This is a genomic window from Alteromonas pelagimontana, assembly GCF_002499975.2.
Classification (GTDB): Bacteria; Pseudomonadota; Gammaproteobacteria; order Enterobacterales; family Alteromonadaceae; genus Alteromonas; species Alteromonas pelagimontana.
On the sequence record NZ_CP052766.1, the window covers coordinates 1,276,400 to 1,299,135 of the forward strand.

16 protein-coding genes and 1 riboswitch are annotated in these 22,736 nt (G+C 48.5%); of the genes, 5 read left to right on the forward strand and 11 right to left on the reverse strand.

Translation table 11 applies throughout. The features are described 5' to 3' along the window. Positions 1–161: 161 nt before the first annotated feature. The 3 genes from ccoG (at position 162) to CA267_RS05840 (ending at position 4,936) form a co-directional block, all read left to right on the forward strand. The gene (ccoG, locus tag CA267_RS05830) at positions 162–1,595 is read left to right on the forward strand and encodes a cytochrome c oxidase accessory protein CcoG (protein WP_075608363.1); all 1,434 of its coding nucleotides are present in this window, start codon (positions 162–164) and stop codon (positions 1,593–1,595) included. Positions 1,596–1,610: 15 nt separating this feature from the next. After that, a complete protein-coding gene (locus CA267_RS05835) occupies positions 1,611–2,588 on the forward strand; it encodes a serine/threonine protein kinase (RefSeq protein WP_075608362.1) in 978 nt (325 codons plus the stop codon). A 108-nt stretch (positions 2,589–2,696) separates the two neighbouring features. After that, positions 2,697–2,945: riboswitch (cobalamin riboswitch) on the forward strand. Positions 2,946–3,004: 59 nt separating this feature from the next. Further along, the gene (locus tag CA267_RS05840; protein WP_075608361.1) at positions 3,005–4,936 is read left to right on the forward strand and encodes a TonB-dependent receptor plug domain-containing protein; all 1,932 of its coding nucleotides are present in this window, start codon (positions 3,005–3,007) and stop codon (positions 4,934–4,936) included. Positions 4,937–4,998: 62 nt separating this feature from the next. On the opposite strand, the gene CA267_RS05845 is transcribed toward CA267_RS05840, so the two are convergent. Then, a complete protein-coding gene (locus tag CA267_RS05845; RefSeq protein WP_075608360.1) occupies positions 4,999–6,711 on the reverse strand; it encodes an FAD/NAD(P)-binding protein in 1,713 nt (570 codons plus the stop codon). Between the two features lie 464 nt (positions 6,712–7,175). Here CA267_RS05845 and CA267_RS05850 point away from each other — a divergent pair, with 464 nt between their 5' ends. Continuing rightward, a complete protein-coding gene (locus CA267_RS05850; RefSeq protein ID WP_075608358.1) occupies positions 7,176–7,802 on the forward strand; it encodes a thiol:disulfide interchange protein DsbA/DsbL in 627 nt (208 codons plus the stop codon). A gap of 68 nt (positions 7,803–7,870) precedes the next feature. Continuing rightward, positions 7,871–8,461 carry an HD domain-containing protein gene (locus CA267_RS05855; protein WP_075608357.1) on the forward strand — a complete coding sequence of 197 codons (591 nt, stop codon included), beginning with the start codon at positions 7,871–7,873 and terminating at the stop codon, positions 8,459–8,461. Positions 8,462–8,482: 21 nt separating this feature from the next. Here the strand turns inward: CA267_RS05855 and mobA are convergent, their stop codons facing one another. The 10 genes from mobA to nirB form a co-directional block, all read right to left on the reverse strand. Further along, positions 8,483–9,037 (reverse strand): molybdenum cofactor guanylyltransferase, encoded by a 555-nt coding sequence (gene mobA / locus CA267_RS05860; protein ID WP_075608356.1) that lies wholly within the window; start codon positions 9,035–9,037, stop codon positions 8,483–8,485. A gap of 43 nt (positions 9,038–9,080) precedes the next feature. Continuing rightward, positions 9,081–10,289 carry an alginate export family protein gene (locus CA267_RS05865; RefSeq protein ID WP_075608355.1) on the reverse strand — a complete coding sequence of 403 codons (1,209 nt, stop codon included), beginning with the start codon at positions 10,287–10,289 and terminating at the stop codon, positions 9,081–9,083. A gap of 203 nt (positions 10,290–10,492) precedes the next feature. Beyond that, a complete protein-coding gene (locus tag CA267_RS05870; protein WP_075608354.1) occupies positions 10,493–12,202 on the reverse strand; it encodes a bifunctional protein-serine/threonine kinase/phosphatase in 1,710 nt (569 codons plus the stop codon). Between the two features lie 9 nt (positions 12,203–12,211). Beyond that, positions 12,212–13,678, reverse strand: coding sequence for a NarK family nitrate/nitrite MFS transporter (locus CA267_RS05875; protein WP_075608353.1), 1,467 nt, complete (start codon positions 13,676–13,678; stop codon positions 12,212–12,214). Between the two features lie 409 nt (positions 13,679–14,087). Next, positions 14,088–14,966, reverse strand: a complete 879-nt coding sequence (locus CA267_RS05880; protein WP_170669022.1) for an aldo/keto reductase — start codon at positions 14,964–14,966, stop codon at positions 14,088–14,090. Positions 14,967–15,021: 55 nt separating this feature from the next. Then, positions 15,022–16,020 carry a glycosyl transferase family protein gene (locus CA267_RS05885; RefSeq protein WP_075608351.1) on the reverse strand — a complete coding sequence of 333 codons (999 nt, stop codon included), beginning with the start codon at positions 16,018–16,020 and terminating at the stop codon, positions 15,022–15,024. Continuing rightward, a complete protein-coding gene (gene cobA, locus CA267_RS05890) occupies positions 16,004–16,894 on the reverse strand; it encodes a uroporphyrinogen-III C-methyltransferase (protein ID WP_075608350.1) in 891 nt (296 codons plus the stop codon). The genes CA267_RS05885 and cobA overlap by 17 nt, the downstream gene beginning before the upstream one ends. Further along, positions 16,891–19,662, reverse strand: coding sequence for a nitrate reductase (locus CA267_RS05895; RefSeq protein ID WP_075608349.1), 2,772 nt, complete (start codon positions 19,660–19,662; stop codon positions 16,891–16,893). The genes cobA and CA267_RS05895 overlap by 4 nt, the downstream gene beginning before the upstream one ends. Positions 19,663–19,701: 39 nt before the next feature. Next, positions 19,702–20,055 (reverse strand): nitrite reductase small subunit NirD, encoded by a 354-nt coding sequence (nirD, locus tag CA267_RS05900; RefSeq protein WP_075608348.1) that lies wholly within the window; start codon positions 20,053–20,055, stop codon positions 19,702–19,704. Positions 20,056–20,065: 10 nt separating this feature from the next. Continuing rightward, positions 20,066–22,612, reverse strand: coding sequence for a nitrite reductase large subunit NirB (nirB, locus tag CA267_RS05905; RefSeq protein ID WP_075608347.1), 2,547 nt, complete (start codon positions 22,610–22,612; stop codon positions 20,066–20,068). Positions 22,613–22,736: the final 124 nt, after the last annotated feature.

The following is a 22,736-nucleotide window of genomic DNA, read 5'->3' on the forward strand; positions in this document are numbered from 1 at the left end:
CCCAAATGCTGAGGCTGGTTGAATTTCCGCCTATCCGCCCCTATTAAGTTAATCCACGCATAACGTATGGGCATTTAGTTGATCTATATTAAACAAACCCTGTTTCTGCCTGATATAATGCGTGCCGCGGTATCTCCTTCTGTATCAACTAAGGTTTTCGAATGAGTGAGCAAATTCCGGTTAAAGATGTGACTCCGGTTAAAGTCCACAAGCCTAGTCCGAAAGATCAGACCAAACATCATTCTTCTGGCACTAGTATCTACGTTCGCGCGGTAAAAGGACCTTTCGAAACGTTCCGTCGCTTTTTTGGGCTGTTTTTTCTTGCCCTCTTTGCTGTTATTCCCTGGCTACAGTATGACGGCAGGCAGGCGGTGTTACTGGATATCGCCGAGCAACGCTTCACGTTCTTTTCTCTTACTCTGTGGCCTCAGGATCTGACGTTACTCGCTTATATTTTTATTGTGAGCGCGTTTGCTCTGTTTTTTGTCACGGCTTTTGCAGGTCGGGTGTGGTGCGGATTTATGTGCCCCCAGACCACCTGGACCTATATCTATATATGGTTAGAAGAAAAAATCGAAGGCAGCGCAAACAAGCGGATAAAGCTGGACGAGCGCCCGATGGACCTGGACAAGTTTTGGCGGAAATCCCTTAAACATTTTTGCTGGATAGCTGTAGCCTTGCTGACGTCGCTTACCTTTGTGGGATACTTCACGCCTATCGGCGAGCTATTTATCGACTTTTTTATCTTTAATGCTGGCTTTTGGGCAGTATTTTCGGTGCTGTTCTTCACCTTCTGCACTTACGGCAACGCCGGTTGGATGCGGCAAATTATGTGTACTCACATTTGTCCCTATGCACGTTTTCAATCGGCCATGTTTGACAAAGACACTTTCACTGTCGCTTACGATCCTAATCGAGGTGACAGACGCGGCCCCCGCTCGCGTAAAATTCCTTACGAGGAATTGCCCAGCAAAGGGCTTGGCGACTGTATTGACTGCAATCTTTGTGTGCAGGTTTGCCCCACCGGTATCGACATTCGTAATGGTTTGCAATATGAATGCATTAACTGTGGTGCCTGCGTGGATGCCTGTAACGGAGTAATGGAAAAGATGAATTATCCGAAAGGATTAATTCGTTTTACTTCAGAAGAACAGCTGTCTGGTGGAGAAACTCATATTTTCAGGCCTAAGCTGATTGGATACTTCTTCGTATTGGTGGTAATGATGGGGCTGTTAATAGCCAACATTACTATGCGAGTGCCGTTAGAAGTCGATATCATCAGGGATCGTAATACCTTGTTTCGCGATACAGGAGACGGCTGGATTGAAAATGTCTATACGTTAAAGGTATTGAACAAGTCGCAGTCTCCCCAGACCTACAGCATCTCGGTGCAGGATCTTGAAGACTACAAATATATAGGTACAGAGGAACTGAATATAGCCGGTGGTGAAGTAAGAAGTGTGCCGGTTTCAGTCGCAATAAAACCGGATTCACTGCAAGAATCTGTGACAGAGTTCAGTTTTCATGTCGAGACCACTACCGTTAATGGCGATGTGGTCGAAGCGAACGAACCTACAAAGTTCATTTACCGGTAAAAATAAAAAGAGATTATGACAGATTTTGCCTTTTCAGGTTTAAGCCCTGATGCTGTTCTTGATGCACTGGAATCCTGCGGTATTTACCCAGAATCCGGTTTGCTGGCGCTAAATAGTTACGAGAATCGCGTCTATCAATTTGTTACTGACGATGCGCGACGATTGGTGGTGAAGTTTTATCGTCCCCAACGCTGGACAGACACACAAATTCAGGAAGAGCATGACTTTGCTCTGGAGCTGGCGGCCAACGACATTCCCATGGTGCCGCCAATGAAAATTGGCGGCCACACACTCCATCATGCCAATGGCTTTCGCTTTGCGGTATTTCCTTCTGTTGGAGGGAGGCAATTTGAAGTGGATAATCTTGACCAGTTGGAATGGATGGGAAGATTTATCGGCCGTATCCATCGGGTAGCACAGGCGCAGCCATTTGCTACCCGCCCTACGTTAGATGTGGCTTCTTATCTGAAAAAGCCTCGTGAAGAGCTACAGCACAGCCAGCTACTACCGAGTCACCTGCGTACTGCATTCTTTGCCATTCTCGACCCGGTTATTTCCGCTACCACCGCGGCCTATCGGTGCGATGACAGCAGCCAGATACGTCTTCACGGTGATTGTCATCCGGGTAATATCCTGTGGCGGGATGGGCCCATGTTTGTGGATCTGGATGATTGCCGTATGGGTCCCGCCATACAGGATTTATGGATGATGCTGTGTGGCGATAGACAACAACAAATGTTGCAGCTTGATGTTTTAATAGAAGCGTATGAAGAATTCAACGACTTCGACCGCAAGCAATTGGCGCTGATAGAACCTTTGCGTGCCATGCGGATGGTGCATTATATGGCGTGGTTATCGGCGCGCTGGCAAGACCCGGCCTTTCCACGTGCGTTTCCCTGGTTTGCCGAAGACAAATACTGGGAAGGTCAAATCCTCGCATTGAAAGAGCAAATGTCAGCCCTTCAGGAAAAGCCTCTCACCCAAGGCTTCTAAAAATCTCTCATAGTAGCCCCTTGCGGCACTTGATTACGGGATTGGTATCACTCTAAGTTGGAAAGATTTGGAATAAGACTTACCTTTCTATCCAACTTTCAATTAGTTATACTCCGCGGCGTTTTAGGTGCCTGCCTCTGGCAGGGTAAACGGGAAATCAGTAGAAGCTGATGCTGCCCCCGCAACGGTAAACTCAAGTAACCTTTTCGTTACTTTTATGCATCACCGCAGACCGCCCGGTCGGCGAACAACCACTATAGCGTTGGAAATACATTATCCGCTATGGGAAGGGATGTATATCCGCGTCTCGATACGCTGTGAGTAAGCCCGGATACCGGCCTGGAGACACGCCGTCAGCCTTGTCTGACTCAAGACAGTTTATTGTGCTCGGGTGGAGCACTGAAACGAGAGACACCATGAAAATCACATTAACTTCCCGGTTGCTGCCCAAAGCAACTGCCATTGCCTGTGTATTGGCTTCAGCCTCAGCACTGGCGCAAACTTCCAATAACGATAATATTGAAACGCTGACTATCACCGGCTCCCGTTTACCTATTGAGCTTAATCAGGTGGCGGCCTCAACATCCGTGCTTTCCGAAGATGAAATTCGACGTTCTGGTGCAGTGCAGTTAACAGACTTGCTGCGCTCGTTGCCTGGCGTCACCATTGCACAGTCGGGCAGCCCCGGCGCGTTGGCAGAAATCCGGGTTCGTGGCAGCGAGAGCAATCACCTGCTGGTGCTGATCGACGGTGTTGTGGCCAACGACATCGGCCAAGGCAGTTTAATTGACTTAGCCCATTTAACTGCCGCCAACGTCACTCGCATCGAACTACTGCGTGGCCCGCAAAGTGCTCTCTGGGGTAGCGGCGCTATCGGCGGCGTACTCAGCATTACCACTAAGGGCGCTGCCACACAAAACTCCCAGAGCGTAGGGGGTACATTTGCAGTCGGTAGCCGCGAAACAACTAGAGTCAATCTTAACGCATCGGGTAACCAGGAAGATTTTAGCTATTCGGCATTTGCTGACTGGTTCGAAACCAATGGCGACAACGTTGCTCGCGATGGGGATGAAGACGACAGTTATCGCAATATTACTACCGGCGGTGGCATTGCCTGGCGCGCGACGGACGAACACACGTTTTCGGCTAATGTTCGTATAGTAGATTACGCGAATGACTATGACAGCACAGACTTTAGCACCGGCTTGCCAGCAGACGCAGACAATGTAACTGACGGGCAGCAAATCAGCACCCAGTTAAGCTGGCTATTGGCGCCGTCGAACTCTGATTATTCCAGCGAATTAAAGCTTCAGTTCCGTGAAGATGAAAACAGCAATACTACCAGCGGTACAGATGCTGGAAGCACTACTGGTAAACGTCAGCAAGTTATCTGGGTAAATCGTTACCAGGTAAACGACTGGCAGTTGGCTGGCGGGCTTGAATATCTGCAACGGCTTTTCGAGCAACGTGGAGCTACTGACTACGGCGATCCTAATCAGGATCAGCATGACACCACGGTCAGCGCCTTTGGCGAGGCTGGTTCTGAACTGACCGACGATGTTTTTGCTACTTTCAGTGCACGTTTTGACAACAATAGCGAGTTCGATAATGCAGTAAGTTATCGCGCAGGATTAACATGGGAAGTTACCAGAAACTATTCTTTGTTTGGTAGCTTGGGTAAAGCCATTAAAACGCCTACTTTTACTGAGCGCTTCGGCTATTATCCGCAATCATTTGTGGGAAACCCAGAGCTGAAACCGGAAACCAGCCGCGAGTGGGAAGTTGGTGCGCGTGCCCGCTGGACCTCAGCATGGTCTGGAGAAGCCAGTTATTTCAACGCCCGTCTTGAAGACGAAATTAACGGCTATGTTTACGATCCGGAACTGCTTGCCAGCACCGCCAAAAACATTCTGGGTGAAAGTCGTCGTGAAGGCATAGATACAGAGCTCAATTATCAGGGCAGTAGTTTCGCCGTGCGACTGGCGTACAGCTATCTGGATGCCACTCAAGATGAAGCAGAAATTACTGAGCTTCGCCGCGCACAACATGTTGGCTCTGTTACCGTAAGTGGCGATTTACCCGTTGCCGGACTGGGGGCTTACGTAAAACTTGCTTATACCGGCAGCCGGGACGATATGTACTACCCGCCGTATCCTGAACCTGCTACCACTGTCGGCTTGAAGCCTTACACGTTAGCCAGTGTTAATGTGACGTACCAGCTAGCGCCTCAGTGGCAAGCGGCGCTGCGGATAGACAACGCTTTAGGCGAAGATTACGAAGATATCTATGGTTATGCTGGTGAAAAGCGCCGCGCACTATTCAGTATCAGCTATCAGATGAATCCGTAGTAGCGGTTTTATCAGCCTCGCTAAGCCGGGATAACCCTCACAGTCGCGTGCTTGTGGGGGTTTTATGTTTCTAAATCCTTCGCAATTTTTTGCGCCACATCCGCGCAGTAATCCAGGCCGGAAAAGTCAGGGTTCAATCCGCTGATATAAGGCACAGCCATAATATAAGTTTTAGCCGACGTGGCGCGTTTTCCATCTAAAAGCTGGTAACTGGCAGAAATATCAGCCCCTCCAATAAGTCGATAATAAACACTGGCGTTTGCATCAAATTCAACCTCTTTTGGCGTAAGCTGCTTATCCCGCGCCCCGTTTTTAGAATATTGATACGCTACCTTTGCTGGCCTAACTCTGCCGCTTTTTCTCATTGAAGGAAATGGAAATGCCGATAGCGGCTGAGGAGATTGCCCGATGCAGTCTATAAACGTTTGATAATGCTGCTCAACGGTTTCGTCCCGTCTATTTTTATACCGGTAGTAAATATTATTGTCTACAACCTTTACGTCGCTTGATGTGCCCACCGATATCATGGACAACGCTCCTGCTGAATGAAGAGCCAAAAGACGCTGACATGAATGCTGCGGAATATTAGCGATAGCAATAGCGATTAAAGGCTGCAGATGTTCGTTCATGCGTTGGGTATCTTCCGCACTTAAATATCGCGCAAGCGGGTTCAATGCGTAACTAAAAACGGCAAGACACTCCTTCCAGACAATTGACACTTTATGCAACATCGACATTTCAGCTTGCAAATATTCCACTTTGAACAGGGTAAATGGATCAAATGCTTCTCGAGAGGACAACATCTGCTGAACGAAGCCTTCGATGTTTTTATTCGCTATTTTCTTAAAACTTGCGGCATCCCTGTTTGCTACCTGCTTTTTGAAGTTGTGCTCAAACAAAAAATCCAGCGATAAAAATCCGCTATTCTCCTGCCTATGGGCCTCTAGCTCTACTTCGGTTAACAAACCATCCGTGTTAAGTAATGGCGAATCCAGATGATATCGGATGCTGGGCATTAAACCTCCCAATGCGTGCATTACGATTTCAAACTGCTGACACTGCGGATGTTTTTCATATTTTAATTGCCCATTGGCAGCGTGATAAAACTCGCCATTGGCAACAGCAAGCGTACTGATTGCGTCAATTGCCGTTAACGAACAGCCTCGCAGCGCCACCGCATGATTCCGCTGGTGTCGAAGTTTTATTGGCGGGTAAGGCGAATCGAAATAACCCGCGACGCTTTGTTCTTGCTTTCGCGGCCAGGTATGGCCTGTGCAAATAGCGGCGGCGGTAAAGCCAGCATAATCGCCTTCCTTCAATATTATGCAGTGCCTATTCTCGGCATCAATTTTTACATCAATAACTGTAGCTTCATAATGCACCCGAATATCAATTCCGGCCTGTTTTGCCTTATTCACCAATGCAGAAAATTGCGCTTCTAAATAAGCGCCCATAAGCAGCCGAGGAACAATGGTTTCTTCGGTCAGACATTGCTTATTAATACTATAAGAAGCAAGCATGGTGTCAGACTGCTCAAACAGCCACTGCACAAGAGATTGCGGCAGTGCAGGGAGTTCACTTGATGAGACATTCGCCAGATGCTCCTTTAAAGCCCCTGCATTACCATAAGGCATACCCCGGCCCAATGTGCTGCGCTTTTCGAAAATATCTATCCGCCGGAAGCCTGACTTGCCGAGTAACAGGTAATGAAGTAAATACAGAGCGCTAGGCCCACCGCCAATTATTGCCAGAGACTGGAAAGATACTGCTTTCAAAAATGGTATCCGCTATAAGTTAATATCGCTGGGCGGAAGTAAACTTTCGCCGTGCGTTTGTAGTTACCAGTAATACCAAGCCGTAGTTATAATTGATCACTCGGTGAGTCCTGAAAAGCCCTTCAATTTAGTCAAACGAAGAAACCAAATAAATACATCGTGGTGGTACTTTTTCGCTTTCAAACAACGCTGAGTAAGGGTCTTCACATGAAAAAACGCGAGCAGAATTTAAACAAAAAGCGAAGATTTCTTAGCCCAACTTGTGGAGCAGGAATGGGCAGGCACGCTGAACTAGCAGTAAATGTCCGGAATTTGCAGTGGATGATTTATAAAAAGCACCAAGGTGCAAGCGCCCACGTATTTACCGTTAACCTCCAGCAACCGGGTACTTGTCGCGTAAGCTAGGCGAAGCTTTTTTGCTGTGGTAATCTTAAGTCAATCACGCCGAAAGGAAATCTGAAAGAATGAAAAAATTTGCAGCACTCATCATATTGGCTCTGCTTTTACCACTACAAGCATGTGCCCAGGAACAAAAGTGGAAAGAAGGTGAGCATTATAAGATATTGGATGAACCGGCAACGGATTCTCCCCAGATAAAGGAGTTCTTCTCTTACTGGTGCCCGCATTGCTATCAATTTGAGCCGCTGGTGGCGCAAATTAAGAAGAAGCTGAGTGACGACACTGAGTTTACTAAAATTCATGTAAATTTCATGGGTTTTACGAGTCCTGAAATTCAGGATGACGCTACCCGCGCCTTAATGATTGCCCGAGCGATTAAACAAGAAGATGCTATGAATGAGGCTATCTTCAATTATATTCATAAGCAAAATGCCAGCGTTACCGGCTTAAAAGATCTTCGTAATATATTTGTAGTTAACGGCGTCGACGCTGCGGAGTTCGATAAGTTAGCATCGAGCTTTGGTGTAAACAGCATGCTGAAAAAGAATAACCAGAAAATCGACCAGTACCGTCAGTACCTCAAAGGCGTACCGAGCTTTATAGTTAACGGTCGCTATCAACCCACATTTACCCGCGATATGACAACAGATGATATCGTTGAACTTATTGTGTGGCTAAGCGAGCAGAAGTAACTGCTCAGGCTTGCACAGAACGCGCCTAAAGGGCGCGTTTTTTATAGCGCTTTTATAAAGGAAACATTATGGAATTTGTAGACGCCCATGCATCGTTTATTCAGGAGCTGGATAAACTAAAAGCGGTGAAAAGACAGGTTAGGCTACCTGTCGATGCTAACCGGCAGGAAAACAGCGCTGAGCATAGCTGGCACGTGGCGTTAATGACCACAGTCCTTGCAGAATATGCCGCAGAGCCCATCAATATTGCCAGAGTGGTGCAAATGATTCTGATCCATGATCTGGTAGAAATTGACGCTGGCGATATGTTTGCCTTTGCTGAAGCCAGCGATCATGCCGAGCAAGAGCTGAAGGAACTTGCCGCAGCTAAACGTATTTTCGGTATTTTGCCTGAAGCGCAAGGCCAGGCTTATCTAAAATTATGGCTCGAATTTGAAGCCGCCATTACCGCTGATGCGCAATTCGCCAAATGTATGGATCGTGTACTTCCTGTTTTTCAGAATATGCGAGCTGGAGGCGGAAGCTGGACCCGACATAAGGTTACCAGAGAAAAAATTATTAACCGAAACGCCCTTCTTGAATCTGCTGCCCCCGCCCTGTGGCGCTATGTTAATCAGCAACTGAATATCGCTGTGGAAAAGGGCTGGTTACAACAATAGTTTGCTCCTTTCGCTTTGCTGTCAAGCCAGCATACGTTGCCAGTCTTCCGGATGATTGATGTTTAGTAGTTGCTCGCTACGCCATTGCTCAGCCGGTAACGCCGCAGCCTGGTTTAGCGCAATTAGCTCGCGCAGCGATAATGAATCATTATGGGCAAAGTGCGCTTTGGCGACAGTAACGAAGGCCGGCTCCATCTTTAATACCAATGGCATCATATTACCCCTGATGTAACAGCCACTTTCATAATGTAACGCCAGGTTAAGTAGCTGCTTAAGCAGATGTGATGTTAGCAGTGGCATGTCCACCGGAATTACCATTAAATATTCGGTGGATTGCAAGAGCACTGACTGCATAGCATCCAGTGTGGCAACACCGGGGCCGCGATGAGAGTGTTTATCCTCAATATCGGCAGCGTTAGCACCCACTGTGTAGACATTGGATACGCCAGAATTTATCAGACATGAAACCGCGTTCTCAAGCAACGTTTTGCCGTTTAATATTAACCCGCCTTTATCTTTTCCCATCCGTTGAGAAAGACCTCCGCAAAGCACTATTCCTGTTGTTCTCTTTGTCATTGATACCCTCCTCCAGCTATTTTTCACTCACCAAAACGTGTGGTTAAAAAGTGGTGCCCATCCAGACCCAGAGCTTATTGGTATCGACATACCCGCTACCATTTTCATTCGCTGAGTATCTGCCAAATTTCACGCCTGCACTAACTCTTTCGGCTATGCTGGTGACATACTGCAGATCTATTTCATTGCCCAGATCACCAGTAACGGTGCCAGCTTTGTTTATATCGAACTTGTGATAAACCATGGTCACTGTGCCACCGGCGAAAGGCGCAGCAACCGAAACCGCTAAATCTTCCAAACCTTGCGCTGGTGTTGTGAGGAACTGATCGGTCCAGCCGTTAAATTTATGCAACGTAGCCAGCGGCGTAGAGAAACCGTATTTCCCTTCATCGGAACCTAACACTTCATACATGAGCTTTCCGGTAATGCCAGACATGAGCAATCCACCTTCTACCTTATGATAACTGGCGTTGTAGTCGGCTAAGGCATTCTCGCTGCTTTGGGTTGCAGCTTCTGCCCCGTACACCCATTTCAGGTTTCCTTGCTTAACGCCGCCGGTAAAACTGATACCGTAGGTATCAATGCTATTTTCCGCCTCGTTATCCTCTTCCAACAGGTAACCATAGGCTACAAATTTGCCCATAGCCGTAGTGTAGGAGGCATTAAACAGGTGATCTTTGGAGTTAATATCTGCGGCTTCGGCGAAGATGCGGTTGCGCTGATTGATATAGCCATAGAAGACATCAACCGCATCATTAATTGTGTAAGCCACGGTGACGCCATCAAAAGTCTGACGGTCTTGTCGCCATCCCACATCTCCCACGAAACGGTGGTCATCCAAAGCGATAATCTGGCGACCCGCTTTTACTGTAATATGCCGATTGCGATACTGAATCAGTGCCTGGTCTAATTCAGTGGTTTTTGGATCAGCAATAGTAGAATAGATGCCAGCATGAAAATCGGCAGGGCCAACAGAATAATCCCCCTGCCCCAAAGCAACCCTTACATCTTCAAGTTCGGCAGTAAAAGAGAAGCCGCGATATTCACCGCTGGTAATATTCAGCTGTGTACGAAACGTTAGCGCATCCGCATCTTCTAAAGTGTTGTCCTGATCCACTGCCTCATATCGTAACCGCAGATCTGCACTGGCAGTGGTTTGTGAAAGTGCGTCGTACCAATCTGCGGCTTCGCTTGCCGCGCAAAAAACGCAGGACAAAGCAATTATTAAAAAATGCTTAGGAGTTCTTCTCATTTTCTGTTCCTAAATTTACGTTGTGTGATGCCTATTGCAGTAGAGAAAGTAAAACAAACAAAAAAGCCCACCAGCCATCGACGGAAGAGCCGTCTGGGCTGTGTGGGCGTCGTTGCCTACATTCAGATTTATTTTGCTTTTTTGGTTATACCGATCCGCATGGATCAGTATTCGCGCAGCCTCAGGCCGCCCGCTTACTGGTACTAATCTTTAAAAACCAGCTGTAGCATTACAGCGATAAATAAAAGCGCACTGACGCACTGCCAAACCAACACCGGCTTACGTTCAATTAAAGGCCGCTGTTTTTCCAGCAAACGAATTGTGTCGTCTGAACTTTCAAGCGCTGTTTCAAATTCAGAAAAGGCGGCGTAGCGGTTCACAGGATTTGGCTGCAGTGCCTTTTTTAAACATACATCCAACCAGGCCGGCAAGTCAGGTCGTCCGCGAATCAAGGGCTTATATTCCCGGGCAAAAATGCCGCTGGATATCGTTTGACTTGCCGGTTGATACGGTAAGTCTCCGCACAGCATTTCATAGAGAACAGTAGCGCAGGAAAACTGATCACTGCGAAAATCAGCCGTATTGTGAAGTAAATATTCTGGCGCAATATAGTTCACCGCTCCCAAAGGCACTGTATGAGCCAGCTGCTCGCCTGTTTCCTCCTGAGCAGCCACAAGCACGGCACCAAAATCAATCAACTTGACTTCACCATTGCCATTAATCATCACGTTTTCCGGCTTGACGTCCCGATGCACCATTTGTTGCCGCTGCAGCACTCGTAACGCCGCAATCAACTGCCTGGCAATACGCCGTACTTTATCCAGAGCCGGAGACGGATTATCAATCATCCATTGGCGTAACGTCTGCCCCTCAATGTACTCGCAAAGGTGATACATAAATCTGGCCGCAGCTGGCCTTGGAAAAATCTTCATTACATACGGGCTACGCAGATGTTGCCCAATCCATTCCTCTCGCAAGAAGCTGCTTAAATAAGCAGGATTATCGGCAAAATACTCAGAAGGTGTTTTCATGCTGAACAGCTGCCCGCTGTTGTCATCTATAACTTTATATAAACTGCTTCTGGTGCCGTTAAATAAAATTTCCAGCACTCGCATCCCTTCCAGCTTCATTCCGGGCTTCAGGGCGGGAGGTATGGCAAGACGAGTGAGTTGTTGGCAGACTTCATCAAGATTGGCACTGGGTAATCTATTAACTTTCAACAACAGGCAGCTTAAATTGTCGTCACTGCCATTGGTCAATGCCGCCTGAACAATGTTGCGACTCGTCGCCTCCAGGTCCTGCGATTCTTCCTGTAACGCTGACTTCACTTGTTTGGTGGTGATAAACTGATGCACGCCATCAGTGGTCATCACAAAAATATCGTCTGGCTGTAAATCAATTTGTTTAAAATCGACGTCCAGATGAGGTTCAATTCCTAACGCTCTGGACAACACAGAACGCCTACCTTGCTTGATACAGTGATCCAGCGTTAGCTGTTCGAGATCGCCATTCTGATAACGGTAAATTCTCGAATCGCCTGCATGAAAAACAAATGCACTGTTTGACTTAAAAATGAGTCCGCTGAAGGTGGTAACGGCTTGGCTGCCGCCCCCGGTTGCAAACGCATTTTGACCATAACACCAGCGATTTACACTTTGCAGAACCTGTTGTGCAGAACGCTTTACTGTCCAGGTGACCGGCGTTTGCAGGTAATCCAGCACGAAAGTAGTTACGGCAGAGTTAGCGGCTTCCTTAGCCTTAGCGCAGGCAGAAACGCCATCAGCCATGGCCGCCACTACGCCTTTTTCTTTAAGCTGGCTGCCCTGACCATGCCAGACAGCAAAAGCATCCTGATTTTCAGATTTCACACCGGCGCTACTGTAACCCCCGTAAGAAAGAGATAAATCTGCCAACGTTATTCCTTAGGTAACCTGAATCAGTTCCACAGTGCCGTCTTCATTCACTTCTGTCATCGTGCCTGCAGGTTCTTGCATGAACAGCAAAGCAACAAAACCCAGTACTGCGGTGCAGCCGATTACCATAAAGAAGGTAGAAGCATCCACCAGTGAATACACAGTTAAATAAGTGACCGCTCCCACATTGCCGTAGGCGCCAGTCATACCCGCAATTTGTCCGGTAAGGCGGCGCTTAATTAGCGGCACAGCCGCAAACACAGCGCCCTCTCCCGACTGCACAAAAAAGGAACACAGCATGACTGCGAGTACGGCTAACCAGGTAGGCCAGCCCGGATTAATGGTGCTTAGCAAAAAGTAGCCAGCCGCCAAACCGGCGGTCAAAATGAGTAAGGTTTTTTTGCGTCCAAAGTTATCTGAAATGACGCCGCCCGCAGGTCGAGACATCAGGTTCATAAACGCGTACATGCCAGCCAGCAACCCGGCTGTTGCCATATTTAACGTAAAGGTTTCAGCAAAAAAGGCCGGCAGCATGGAAATAACCGCCAGCTCGGAACCAAAAGTGGCGAAATAAAGAATATTCAGTACGGCAACCTGCTTGAATGAATAACGATGGATGGCGGGCACAGGCTGTTTAAAAATACTGGCATTTGCGCGAAACGTAGAATAAGCATCAAACAGGTACAAAGCGATAAGCGAGGTATAAATGGCATTGCAGAGTGTATCTCCCAGCCATCCCACGCCAGCCGCAGAAAGCTTCCAGTTGAGCAACGCTAAAGCCAGGTACATCGGTGTTTTCATAACCAGCAGAAATAGAAAATCCCCTTTGCTGGTTACTTCCATACCGCCTAAATTTTTTGGCCGAAAGTAGGTTGCACCTTTGGGTGTATCCGACACATTTACATAATAAATCACACCAAAAATGAGCGATAGCACGCCGGTTATAGCAATGGCGTAGCGCCAGCCATTGTCTCCTCCTAACAGCAGCGCCAAAGTCGGCAATGTGAATGCCGCAGCCGCCGAACCGAAGTTTCCCCAGCCGCCATAAATTCCCTCGGCAGCGCCCAGCTCTCCTGGCGGAAACCACTCACTTACCATGCGAATGCCAATTACAAAGCCCGCGCCGATAAACCCTAATGCAAAACGAGCGATGGCCAGTTGGGTAAAATCCGTAGCCAGAGCAAACGCAAAACAGGGAATGGAGCAAACTATCAGTAGCGATGAATAGACGATTCTGGGGCCAAATTTATCTGTCAGTGCGCCTATTACCACTCTGGCGGGAATGGTCAGCGCCACATTCAAAATCAATAAGGTTTTCCAGTCATCAACTGACAGCCCAAGGTCTTCTACAATAAGCTGCTTCAGCGGCGCCATATTGAACCAGACAAGAAACGTGATGAAGAAAACCATCCAGGACAAATGCAGAATTTTCATTTTCCCGGTAAAGGACGCTAGATTGAATTTTTCGTTACTCATAAAAGTTTCACTTTTGTTCGAGTCAAAAAAAAACCCACAAGCTAGATGAACATGTCATCTCGCATTGTGGGCTTCGTTGCCGGGTATCAACCCTAAGGCTGATTAGCTAAATTGTATAAATGGGATTGAGTACGACTGCTGACAATCCTATTGCAGATGAGTAAAGCACCTTTAGTGCCAACCAGAGAAAACGTTAACAAACAAATGGTTATAGGAATCTCTAGTAGGCACTGAATACTTTTTTGAATCAAGATAGTGCAGCGGATGCACTTTATGTGGACATAAAGCTGGTTAACGAGCTTTCGCCTTACATAACCGGCAAAAGTTGATGAATGGAAGTGGCTTGGAGTTGATGAATAAAAAGGTAATAAGTGGCCGTTCAGGGAAACACGCCACTTTTAAACTTTTATTAATTAGGAACAGGCCGGGATAAATTCGATTCTGTAGCCGTGTCTGGATCATCACCAAAGCGATGGTTCTTGTTCAAATTATCAATGGCGGTAAGTTCTTCGTCCGTTAAAGTGAAACCATAATTCAGATTCCCTTTCATATGCTTTTCGCTTTCGGCTTTTGGAATCACAATTCGCCCTTGTTGCAGATCCCAGGCAAGAATAATTTGACCCGCTGAAACCCCGTATTTTTCTGCTAGCTTCGTGATTACCGGATCAGAAATCGGTTTTTCGCTGTTATCGACTCCGCTCCAGGAGCCTGATCCTAGCGGCGACCAGCAAGACACCACCATGCCTTTACTTTCACAGTATTCCACCAGCGCTTTTTGCGTAAGATAAGGATGTAACTCTAACTGATTATAAACGGGTTTAATTTCTGCAAAACCCATCAGCTGCTGAATGTCCGATTTTCTGAAGTTCGATAGCCCCAGAGAACGGGCGCGGCCTTCGCGATGTAACTGCTCCATTGCCTGCCAAGTCGCCTGCGTTTTTTCCGGGTATGGCCAATGCACCAGGTATAAATCGACATAATCCATGTTCAGGCGGTTAAGGCTTTCTTCCATCGCCTGCAGAGTATTTTCATGACCCTGCTGGGTGTCCCACACTTTGGTGGTAACAAAAAATTCCTTGCGCGGAATGCCTGATTCGGCAATCGCTTGTCCTACACTTCGCTCGTTTCCGTATAACGCTGCCGTATCGATGTGCCGATAACCCATCTCAATTGCTTTAAGGACTGTATCTTTTACAAATTCATTATCTTGCTGAAATTCGCCTATTGCGGCGGTTCCGAATCCGATTTGCGGCATACTTCGTCCATCACATAACTTTAGGGTGCGCATAATATTCTCCGGCTAAATGGATTATTACCCGCCAGGCAGGGAGACGAGATCACTTTTAGGCACAGGCGGAAAACGGCAACCGATGAACATCGCGGGATTCCCACAACTGGCGGGATTTACTCTGCGCCTCAGCAACATCTAAATTTTCTGTTAGCATAAGATAACTGGTAAGGGTGGCAGAGACGGATTGCTCGGCATACTTGTGGGCTTTTTCTTTGCGCCAAACCGCGAGCATGGTCTTCACGTCCATGTCTTTATCTTTCATTGCCCAACCGGTGTTGGATTCGGGCAGCATGATTGCTTTTGTGTTTCCCTGGCGGGTAAAGAATAGTTCCGTGGGCCTTTCACTGTTTACTTCGGGATCGCCGCCATCACCACGAAAACACAGCGAATCGTAAGCGGGAAACTGTTCGTTTACGCGTGTATGTTTATGGTCTAAGTGCATATGATAAACCCCCTGCACACTGAAGGGTGCGCCGCTAGGATTAAGCAAACGCGCCAGTGTGTTGGCGCAGGAACGTAAGCCAAACTCCTCTCGCAGTTTTATTACCTTGTTTAGCGGCGGCAGAAATGCGTTCATATCCAGGTAACTCACACCATAAGCACGTATTTGCCCGGCGGCTGCCGGTATTGACTCTACCGTCGGCAGGCCCAGCGTGGGCAAAACGTGGCTGGCATACATTCGGCCGCTACCCGGCTCTTCGGCACCATGTAAAAATACCGTTGTGCCGCTTGTTACAAGGCAGGCAACAGCCAAAAGATACCAAGGCAACTGACGACGTTTACCGGCATAGCAACCAATATCTAGCTTGACCTGTATGTTTGCTGTGCCAGGTTCAAGATACTGGCGGCACGCCTGAATAAAGCCGGTAATTTCTTCCGGAGTTTCTTCCCGAGTGCGTAACAACATTAAAAACGCACCGCGCTGATCAGGAGTAATTTCGCCTTTTAGCAGCATACTCATCGCGGTAAATGCTTCTTCCTGCGTCAGGCTGCGGCTACCTTTCTGGCCTTTACCGATAATCTTTATATACTGGCTAAACAAATGAGACATGGGAGTAATGCTTCAATAGTTCCGGACTTACCTGCTGACGGGAGTGTATGACCTCACCAAATATCAGCAAAGCAGGACCTTCAATTTGGGCCTCGGCTACACTGGGCGCAATGGTTGTTAAGGTGCCAGTAATAACCCGTTGATTGTGACAACAGGCATTTTCAACCACGGCTACCGGCAAATCAAGTGCTACTCCCACATCTGCTAGTCGGCTGGTGATCATGCCAAGCCTTTTAAGCCCCATATACATGACCACTGTCTCGTTCTTCATGGCGGCAGCAATGCTCGTCCAATCCGGCTCTTTGGTGGGATCTTGAAGGTGCGCTGTCATTAACCTGACTGTTTGTGCACAACGACGGTCCGTCAGCGGAATGCCGGTGTAGGCTGATGCGCCAGAGGCTGCGGTAATGCCCGGAACAATAGCAAAAGGAATATTGTTTGCGCTCAACGCCTCTGTTTCTTCACACGTGCGGGCAAATACCGCAGGGTCGCCGCCTTTTAAACGCACCACGGTATATCCTGCTTTGCCTAATGCTACCAGTCGCTGGCAAATATCCTGCTGAGGCATACTGTGTTTGCCGCTACGCTTGCCCACGAACTCGGTCTTCACGTGCCGGGGGATCATCGCCAAGACTGAAGCATCCACTAACCAGTCAAACAATACTATGTCAGCCACCTGCAGTAACTTGTGTGCCTTTACTGTGAGAAGGTCGGCGTCTCCCGGCCCGGCCCCCACAATAAACACCTTTCCTTCTGCTGACGCTTCACGGCTGTGAGAAAAATCCCGCTGGGCAGCTTTACGGCGAATGCTCTCTACCACGCGAAAAACAAGGTTTGGAAAACGTGCTACCTGTGCGGCAATACTGTATGTCATGATAAAGCTCCCTCATCAATTGAGTGAAGTAAAACGCGGGCATCGGCTTGCTGATCAATCATTCTTTTCAGCTCAGAGCGACAGGAACCGCAGTTTGTGCCACATTGAAGCTGATCTCCCAGCGCGTCAACGGTGGCAGCTCCGGCTTCAATAGCGTCGTTAATCGTTTTTTGCCGAACATTAAAACAGCTACAAATCTGAGGGCCGAGTAAATAAGCTTCATCAGGCTGCCCCCGCAGTAGTGCAGCAAGTGTTGCATCTGGTAGGTCAGCAGAGGTAGCAAAGAGGCTGTCTAACCATTCAAGCGGCATCGCCTGTGCGTTAGAATCTGTCCAGACAACCGCTGCCAAAATCTCATTCTGCAGTATGACTGCCGAGGCTTTATCATCCTGCTGGCGGGTTAACATAATGCAGTTTTCTGGCAGCACAGATTGCCACTTCTGCAGCAAATCTTCGGCTTTAGCGTAACTTGCCACCTGTGCGCTTTCACAATGTTCAGCGGGAATTTTTACCCAATAATCAGCCACATCGGTAAGCTGAGAAAGCAACGCAGAGTTTCGCACAGCGATTTGCCCGCCAGTGGTGAACGCAGCGGGTTGAATAGCCACCGCTGCATGCTTGAGTTCAGGCTGACCGGAAATTTCGTCGTTCGCTCCATTAAACAGGGCGCCAATCTGGCAATGCGATCCCCATGCTTTTGACCAGTGAATAGGTGCGAACACTTCACCTTTGCGCTGGCGCGTCTCCAGGGTTACAGGCAAGATAGTCGTCATCCCACCACTACTCGCGGCTGACAATGCGGCTAAATCACCTTCTTTTAATGAGAGCTTTTCTGCATCATCCGGGTGCATAGCCAGCGTAGCCTGGGCAGTATGACGAAAAAGTTTGGCGGCTTTACCGGTGCGGGTCATGGTATGCCATTGATCCCTTAGCCGTCCGGAATTAAGCACAAACGGGAATGCTTCACAGGTAAGCTGCGCAGGAGCTGCTGGCTGGATGGCGATAAAATTTGCACGCCGGTCAGCGGTAAAAAATTTGCCATCGCTAAAAAGTCTTTCTGTTCCCTGACAAGTGGCGTCAGCTACTGGCCATTGGGTGGGCGACAGGCGATCATACTCAGAAACCGTCATGCCACTTAAACCGCACAGATTGAGCGCCCGCTCGCCATGATTTTTGTAGGTAGTCAGCCGGGTGTGCTCATCAAAAATTTCGCTGACATGGGCGTAACTGAAGCTGTCAGCAAAGCCCATTTTACCGGCCACGTCACAAATAATTTGCCAGTCATGACGGGCTTCACCTGGTGCGGGTAATAATCCGCGCTGACGGGAAATTCTTCTTTCTGAATTTGTCACCGTACCGTCTTTTTCCGACCAACCTGTGGCGGGTAAAACAATATCGGCAAAAGCTAAGGTGTCGGTATTGGCAACAATATCCGACACCACTACCGTCTCACACTTTTCCAAGGCGGCTTCTATTTGCGGCCGGTTTGGCATACTGACCACTGGATTGGTGGCCATGATCCAGACAAATTTAATGTCACCCGCCGCCATGCGTTCGAACATATCTACCGCCTTTAACCCCTGACGTTCGGCCATTACAGGTGATTGCCAGAAAGTCTGAACATTCTTTCGATGCTCGGCGTTATCTATGTCCATATGTGCTGCCAGCATGTTAGCCAATCCGCCAACTTCCCTTCCGCCCATCGCATTGGGCTGGCCAGTGATAGAAAAAGGGCCACTGCCAGGTTTGCCGATTTTTCCGCTGGCAAGATGACAGTTTATAATGGCGTTACCTTTGTCTACCCCGGTGGTTGACTGGTTAATGCCCATAGAGAAAAAGGTGATTGCGGTGGTCTTTTTAGCAAACATTGTATAAAACTGTATAACGCTTGCTTCAGGTAAGTCGCAGTAATTGGCAACCGCGGCGGTACTCCACACCGACGCATTTTCTACCGCCGCTTCAAACCCGTTGGTGGAATCAGCAATAAACGTGTTGTCGGTATGGCCTTGAGTAACTAAAAAATGCAACAAGCCGTTAAAGAGAGCAGCGTCTGTGCCTGGTTTTAAAGGCAAATGCAGATCAGCTAAGGTGCTGCTGTCTGTAGCACGAGGGTCGATAAGAACCACGTTAAGATCCGGGTTGCGCAGTTTTGCTCTTTCCATACGCTGGAATAAAACCGGGTGAGTCCAGGCAGCATTACTGCCTACTAAAACCAGTAAATCCGTGTGCTCTAAATCGTTATAGCTGCAGGGAACCAGGTCCTCACCGAAAGCGCGTTTGTAAGCCGCCACCGCCGAAGACATGCACAGCCGCGAATTGGTGTCGATATTGGCACTACCGATATACCCTTTCATCAGCTTGTTGGCAACATAGTAGTCTTCAGTAAGCAGTTGCCCGGAAACGTAGAACGCCACTGCCTCCGGCCCATGTTTGGCAATGACATCTTTAATTTTTTCCGCCACCAAACCTGTGGCGGTGTCCCAGGAAACGTTTTTTCCTGCCACTGAAGGCGACAATAAGCGGTTTTCGGCACCGTTGGTTTGCAGAAGGTTAGTGCCTTTGATACATAAGCGTCCAAAATTCGCCGGATGTTCCGGCGTACCGGCCACGCTTTTCAGGGAAGCGTTGCGGCCATCCTGCTGGCGAATAACATCTACGCCACAGCCAACACCGCAGTAGGGGCAAGTTGTCTGCCCTAACTGTTGTGTCCGTTTTGTTGTCGTCACTGGTATCAGCGTTGACAGTTCGTGGTGCTGGCTGTGATTCATGATTTCGCTCTTTTGTTGTTAACTGCGTTTCATTTATTTTTATACTGCGACTTGTACCTTGCCCATTTCCACACGCACCTCGTAAACAGGCACCGCGTAGCCGTCATTTTCAAGGCATTTGCCTGTAATCAATGAGTAGTGCTCCTTATAAAGCGGCGATGCCACTACAGGTTCGCCGCCAATGGAGCCAACAATTCCCCGATATAACACGTTGGCTTTGCCGATGGGGTCCCAGTTCCCGAGAGCAAAAGTGTGTCTTCCGCCTTTGCTCGCAAGGGTAAAAATTGCCACCTGTTGATCATCAATTAGTGCGCAAATACCACTGTTATCAATAAGATCTTCTTCATTCCCAACCTCCAGCCACTGCGGGACGTATTCGACTTGTGCTAACATGATTTTCTCCTTATACCAATTCAACCGGAATGACGTTGTTACCGGCGCGTTTTTCGGCTTCTGTCGCGGGACGGATCTGCTCCCGCTGCGTGACAAATTGAATATTGCTGTCTACCGCGTTGCTGTTGATAAACTGACGAAAGCGTTTCAGTGATTCTTGAGATTCCACCGCAGTCTTCCATTCGCACTGATAGGAATCGACGATATGCTGCATCTGCGCTTCCAGCTCTTGATTAATTCCCAGTGCATCCTCTATAACGACGGACTTAAGATAGTCCAGCCCGCCTTCCAGATTGTCCATCCACACCGACGTTCGCTGTAAGCGGTCGGCAGTTTTTATATAAAACATTAAAATGCGGTCGATGTAGCTAATGAGTGTGGGGGTGTCCAAGTCGGTGGCAAACAGGTCCGCGTGGCGCGGCTTCATACCGCCATTGCCGCAAACATACAGGTTCCAGCCATTCTCCGTGGCAATGATACCGATGTCTTTACTTTGTGCTTCAGCACACTCGCGGGTACAGCCTGAAACTGCCATCTTAATTTTATGGGGTGCGCGAAGCCCTTTGTAGCGATCTTCAATTGCAATGGCCTGTCCCACCGAATCCTGCACACCATAGCGACACCAGGTGCTTCCTACGCAAGACTTCACCGTGCGCAGAGACTTCGCATATGCGTGTCCGGTTTCGAAACCGCCTTCAATGAGTTCGCTCCAAATCAGCGGCAGTTGTTCCACGCGAGCACCAAACAAATCTACACGCTGGCCGCCGGTGATCTTGGTGTACAAGTTATAGCGCTTGGCCACTTCTCCCAGCAGAATGAGCTTCTCGGGCGTAATTTCACCACCTGCTACGCGAGGCACTACCGAATAGGTGCCATCCTTTTGCATATTTCCCAAATAGGTATCGTTGGTATCCTGCAAAGGAAGGTGCGCTTTTTGTAGCACAAAGTCGTTCCAGACCGAGGCCATAATTGATGCAACGGTGGGTTTACATATTTCACAACCTAAGCCGCTGCCGTGTTTATCCACCAGCTCATCGAAGCTGCGGATACCTTCAACTTTAACGATATGAAAAAGTTCCTGACGGGTATGGTTAAAGTGCTCACAGATTGCTTTGGACACTTCGACCCCACGCTTTTCCAGCTCGTTGTCGACGACATTTTTCAGCAACGCAGCGCAACCGCCACAGCCGGTGCTGGCTTTGGTAGACGATTTTACCTCTCCCAGGCTGCAGCAGCCTGCCTCTATAGCTCCCACAATGTCACACTTGGCAACGTTATGACATGAACAAATGGTTGCGCTATCAGGTAGCGCATCCGCACCTAATGTCGGTGCTGCGCCTGCACTAGGTAGAATCAGGCTTTCTGCGTGCTCAGGTAGTGCAATGCTGTTTAGTGCATACTGCAGCAATGTGTCGTAATCGCTGGTATCCCCCACCAGCACAGCGCCTATCACCTGCTGTTGAGCAGCGTCCACTACCAGCTTCTTATAAATGCCTTCGGGCTGGTTATGGTAAGTAAAGCACATAGCGCCTTCGGTGCGGGCGTGGGCGTCACCGATAGATCCTACCTCAACGCCCATCAGTTTAAGCTTGGTGCTCATGTCTGCACCTTCAAACGCCATGTCATTACCCGCTATATGGGCTGCTGCGACGCGTGCCATGGTGTAACCTGGCGCTACCAACCCATAGATTCGGTTGCCCCATAGCGCACATTCACCAATTGCATAAATACTGGAATCAGAGGTAACGCACAGGTTGTTGATGACAATCCCGCCACGCTGACCAATCTGTAGATCTGCCTGGCGCGCCAGTTGATCTGAGGGACGGATCCCGGCGGAAAACAGAATCATGTCCGTTTCCAAAAACGAGTCATCGGCAAACACCATGCGATAGCGACAGGTTTGCCCTGCTTCAATGACCTGTGTGGCTTTTTGCGTGTGTACCTGTACACCAAGAGCGGTAATTTTGCTTCTTAGCAGCTCACCACCAGCATTATCAAGCTGAACTGCCATCAGTTGCGAGGCAAATTCCACTACGTGGGTTTCCAGCCCGGCCTGCTTAAGTGCATTGGCGGCTTCCAGCCCTAATAATCCGCCGCCGACCACAACGCCGACTTTGCTTTGGCTGGCAGACGCTTCAATGGCTTCCAAATCTTCAATGGTGCGATATACCAGACAATGCGCCTGATCATTACCAGGAATAGGCGGCACAAAAGGAAACGAACCCGTTGCCATCACCAAAACGTCATACTCGTAATTCTGCATAGCAGCGGTGGTGACTATCTTGGCAGTACGGTCGATACTGGTAACCATGGCCTCTTTAATATACCGCACGCCCCATTCGTCATAAGTAGCTTCATCGGTCAGAGCCAGATCTGCTGCACTTTTACCGCTAAAGTAAGAAGATAATTGTACGCGGTCATAGGCCAGTCTTTTTTCGCCGCTAAGCACTGTAATTTCACACTGGCTTTTGCTGCTGACCAGTTGCTCTACGAAATGGTGTCCTACCATGCCGTTACCGACAACAACTACTCGCGTTAATGATGTGGATTGATTCATTGTCTAACCCTTTTTCGAGTCAAAAAAAAACCCACCGCCAACGAAAGTTGGTTGTGGGCTTCTTTGCCTGTTTCAGCGCGCATCGACGTACGCCTGACTGCATTGTCAAACGGCAGTAATCTGC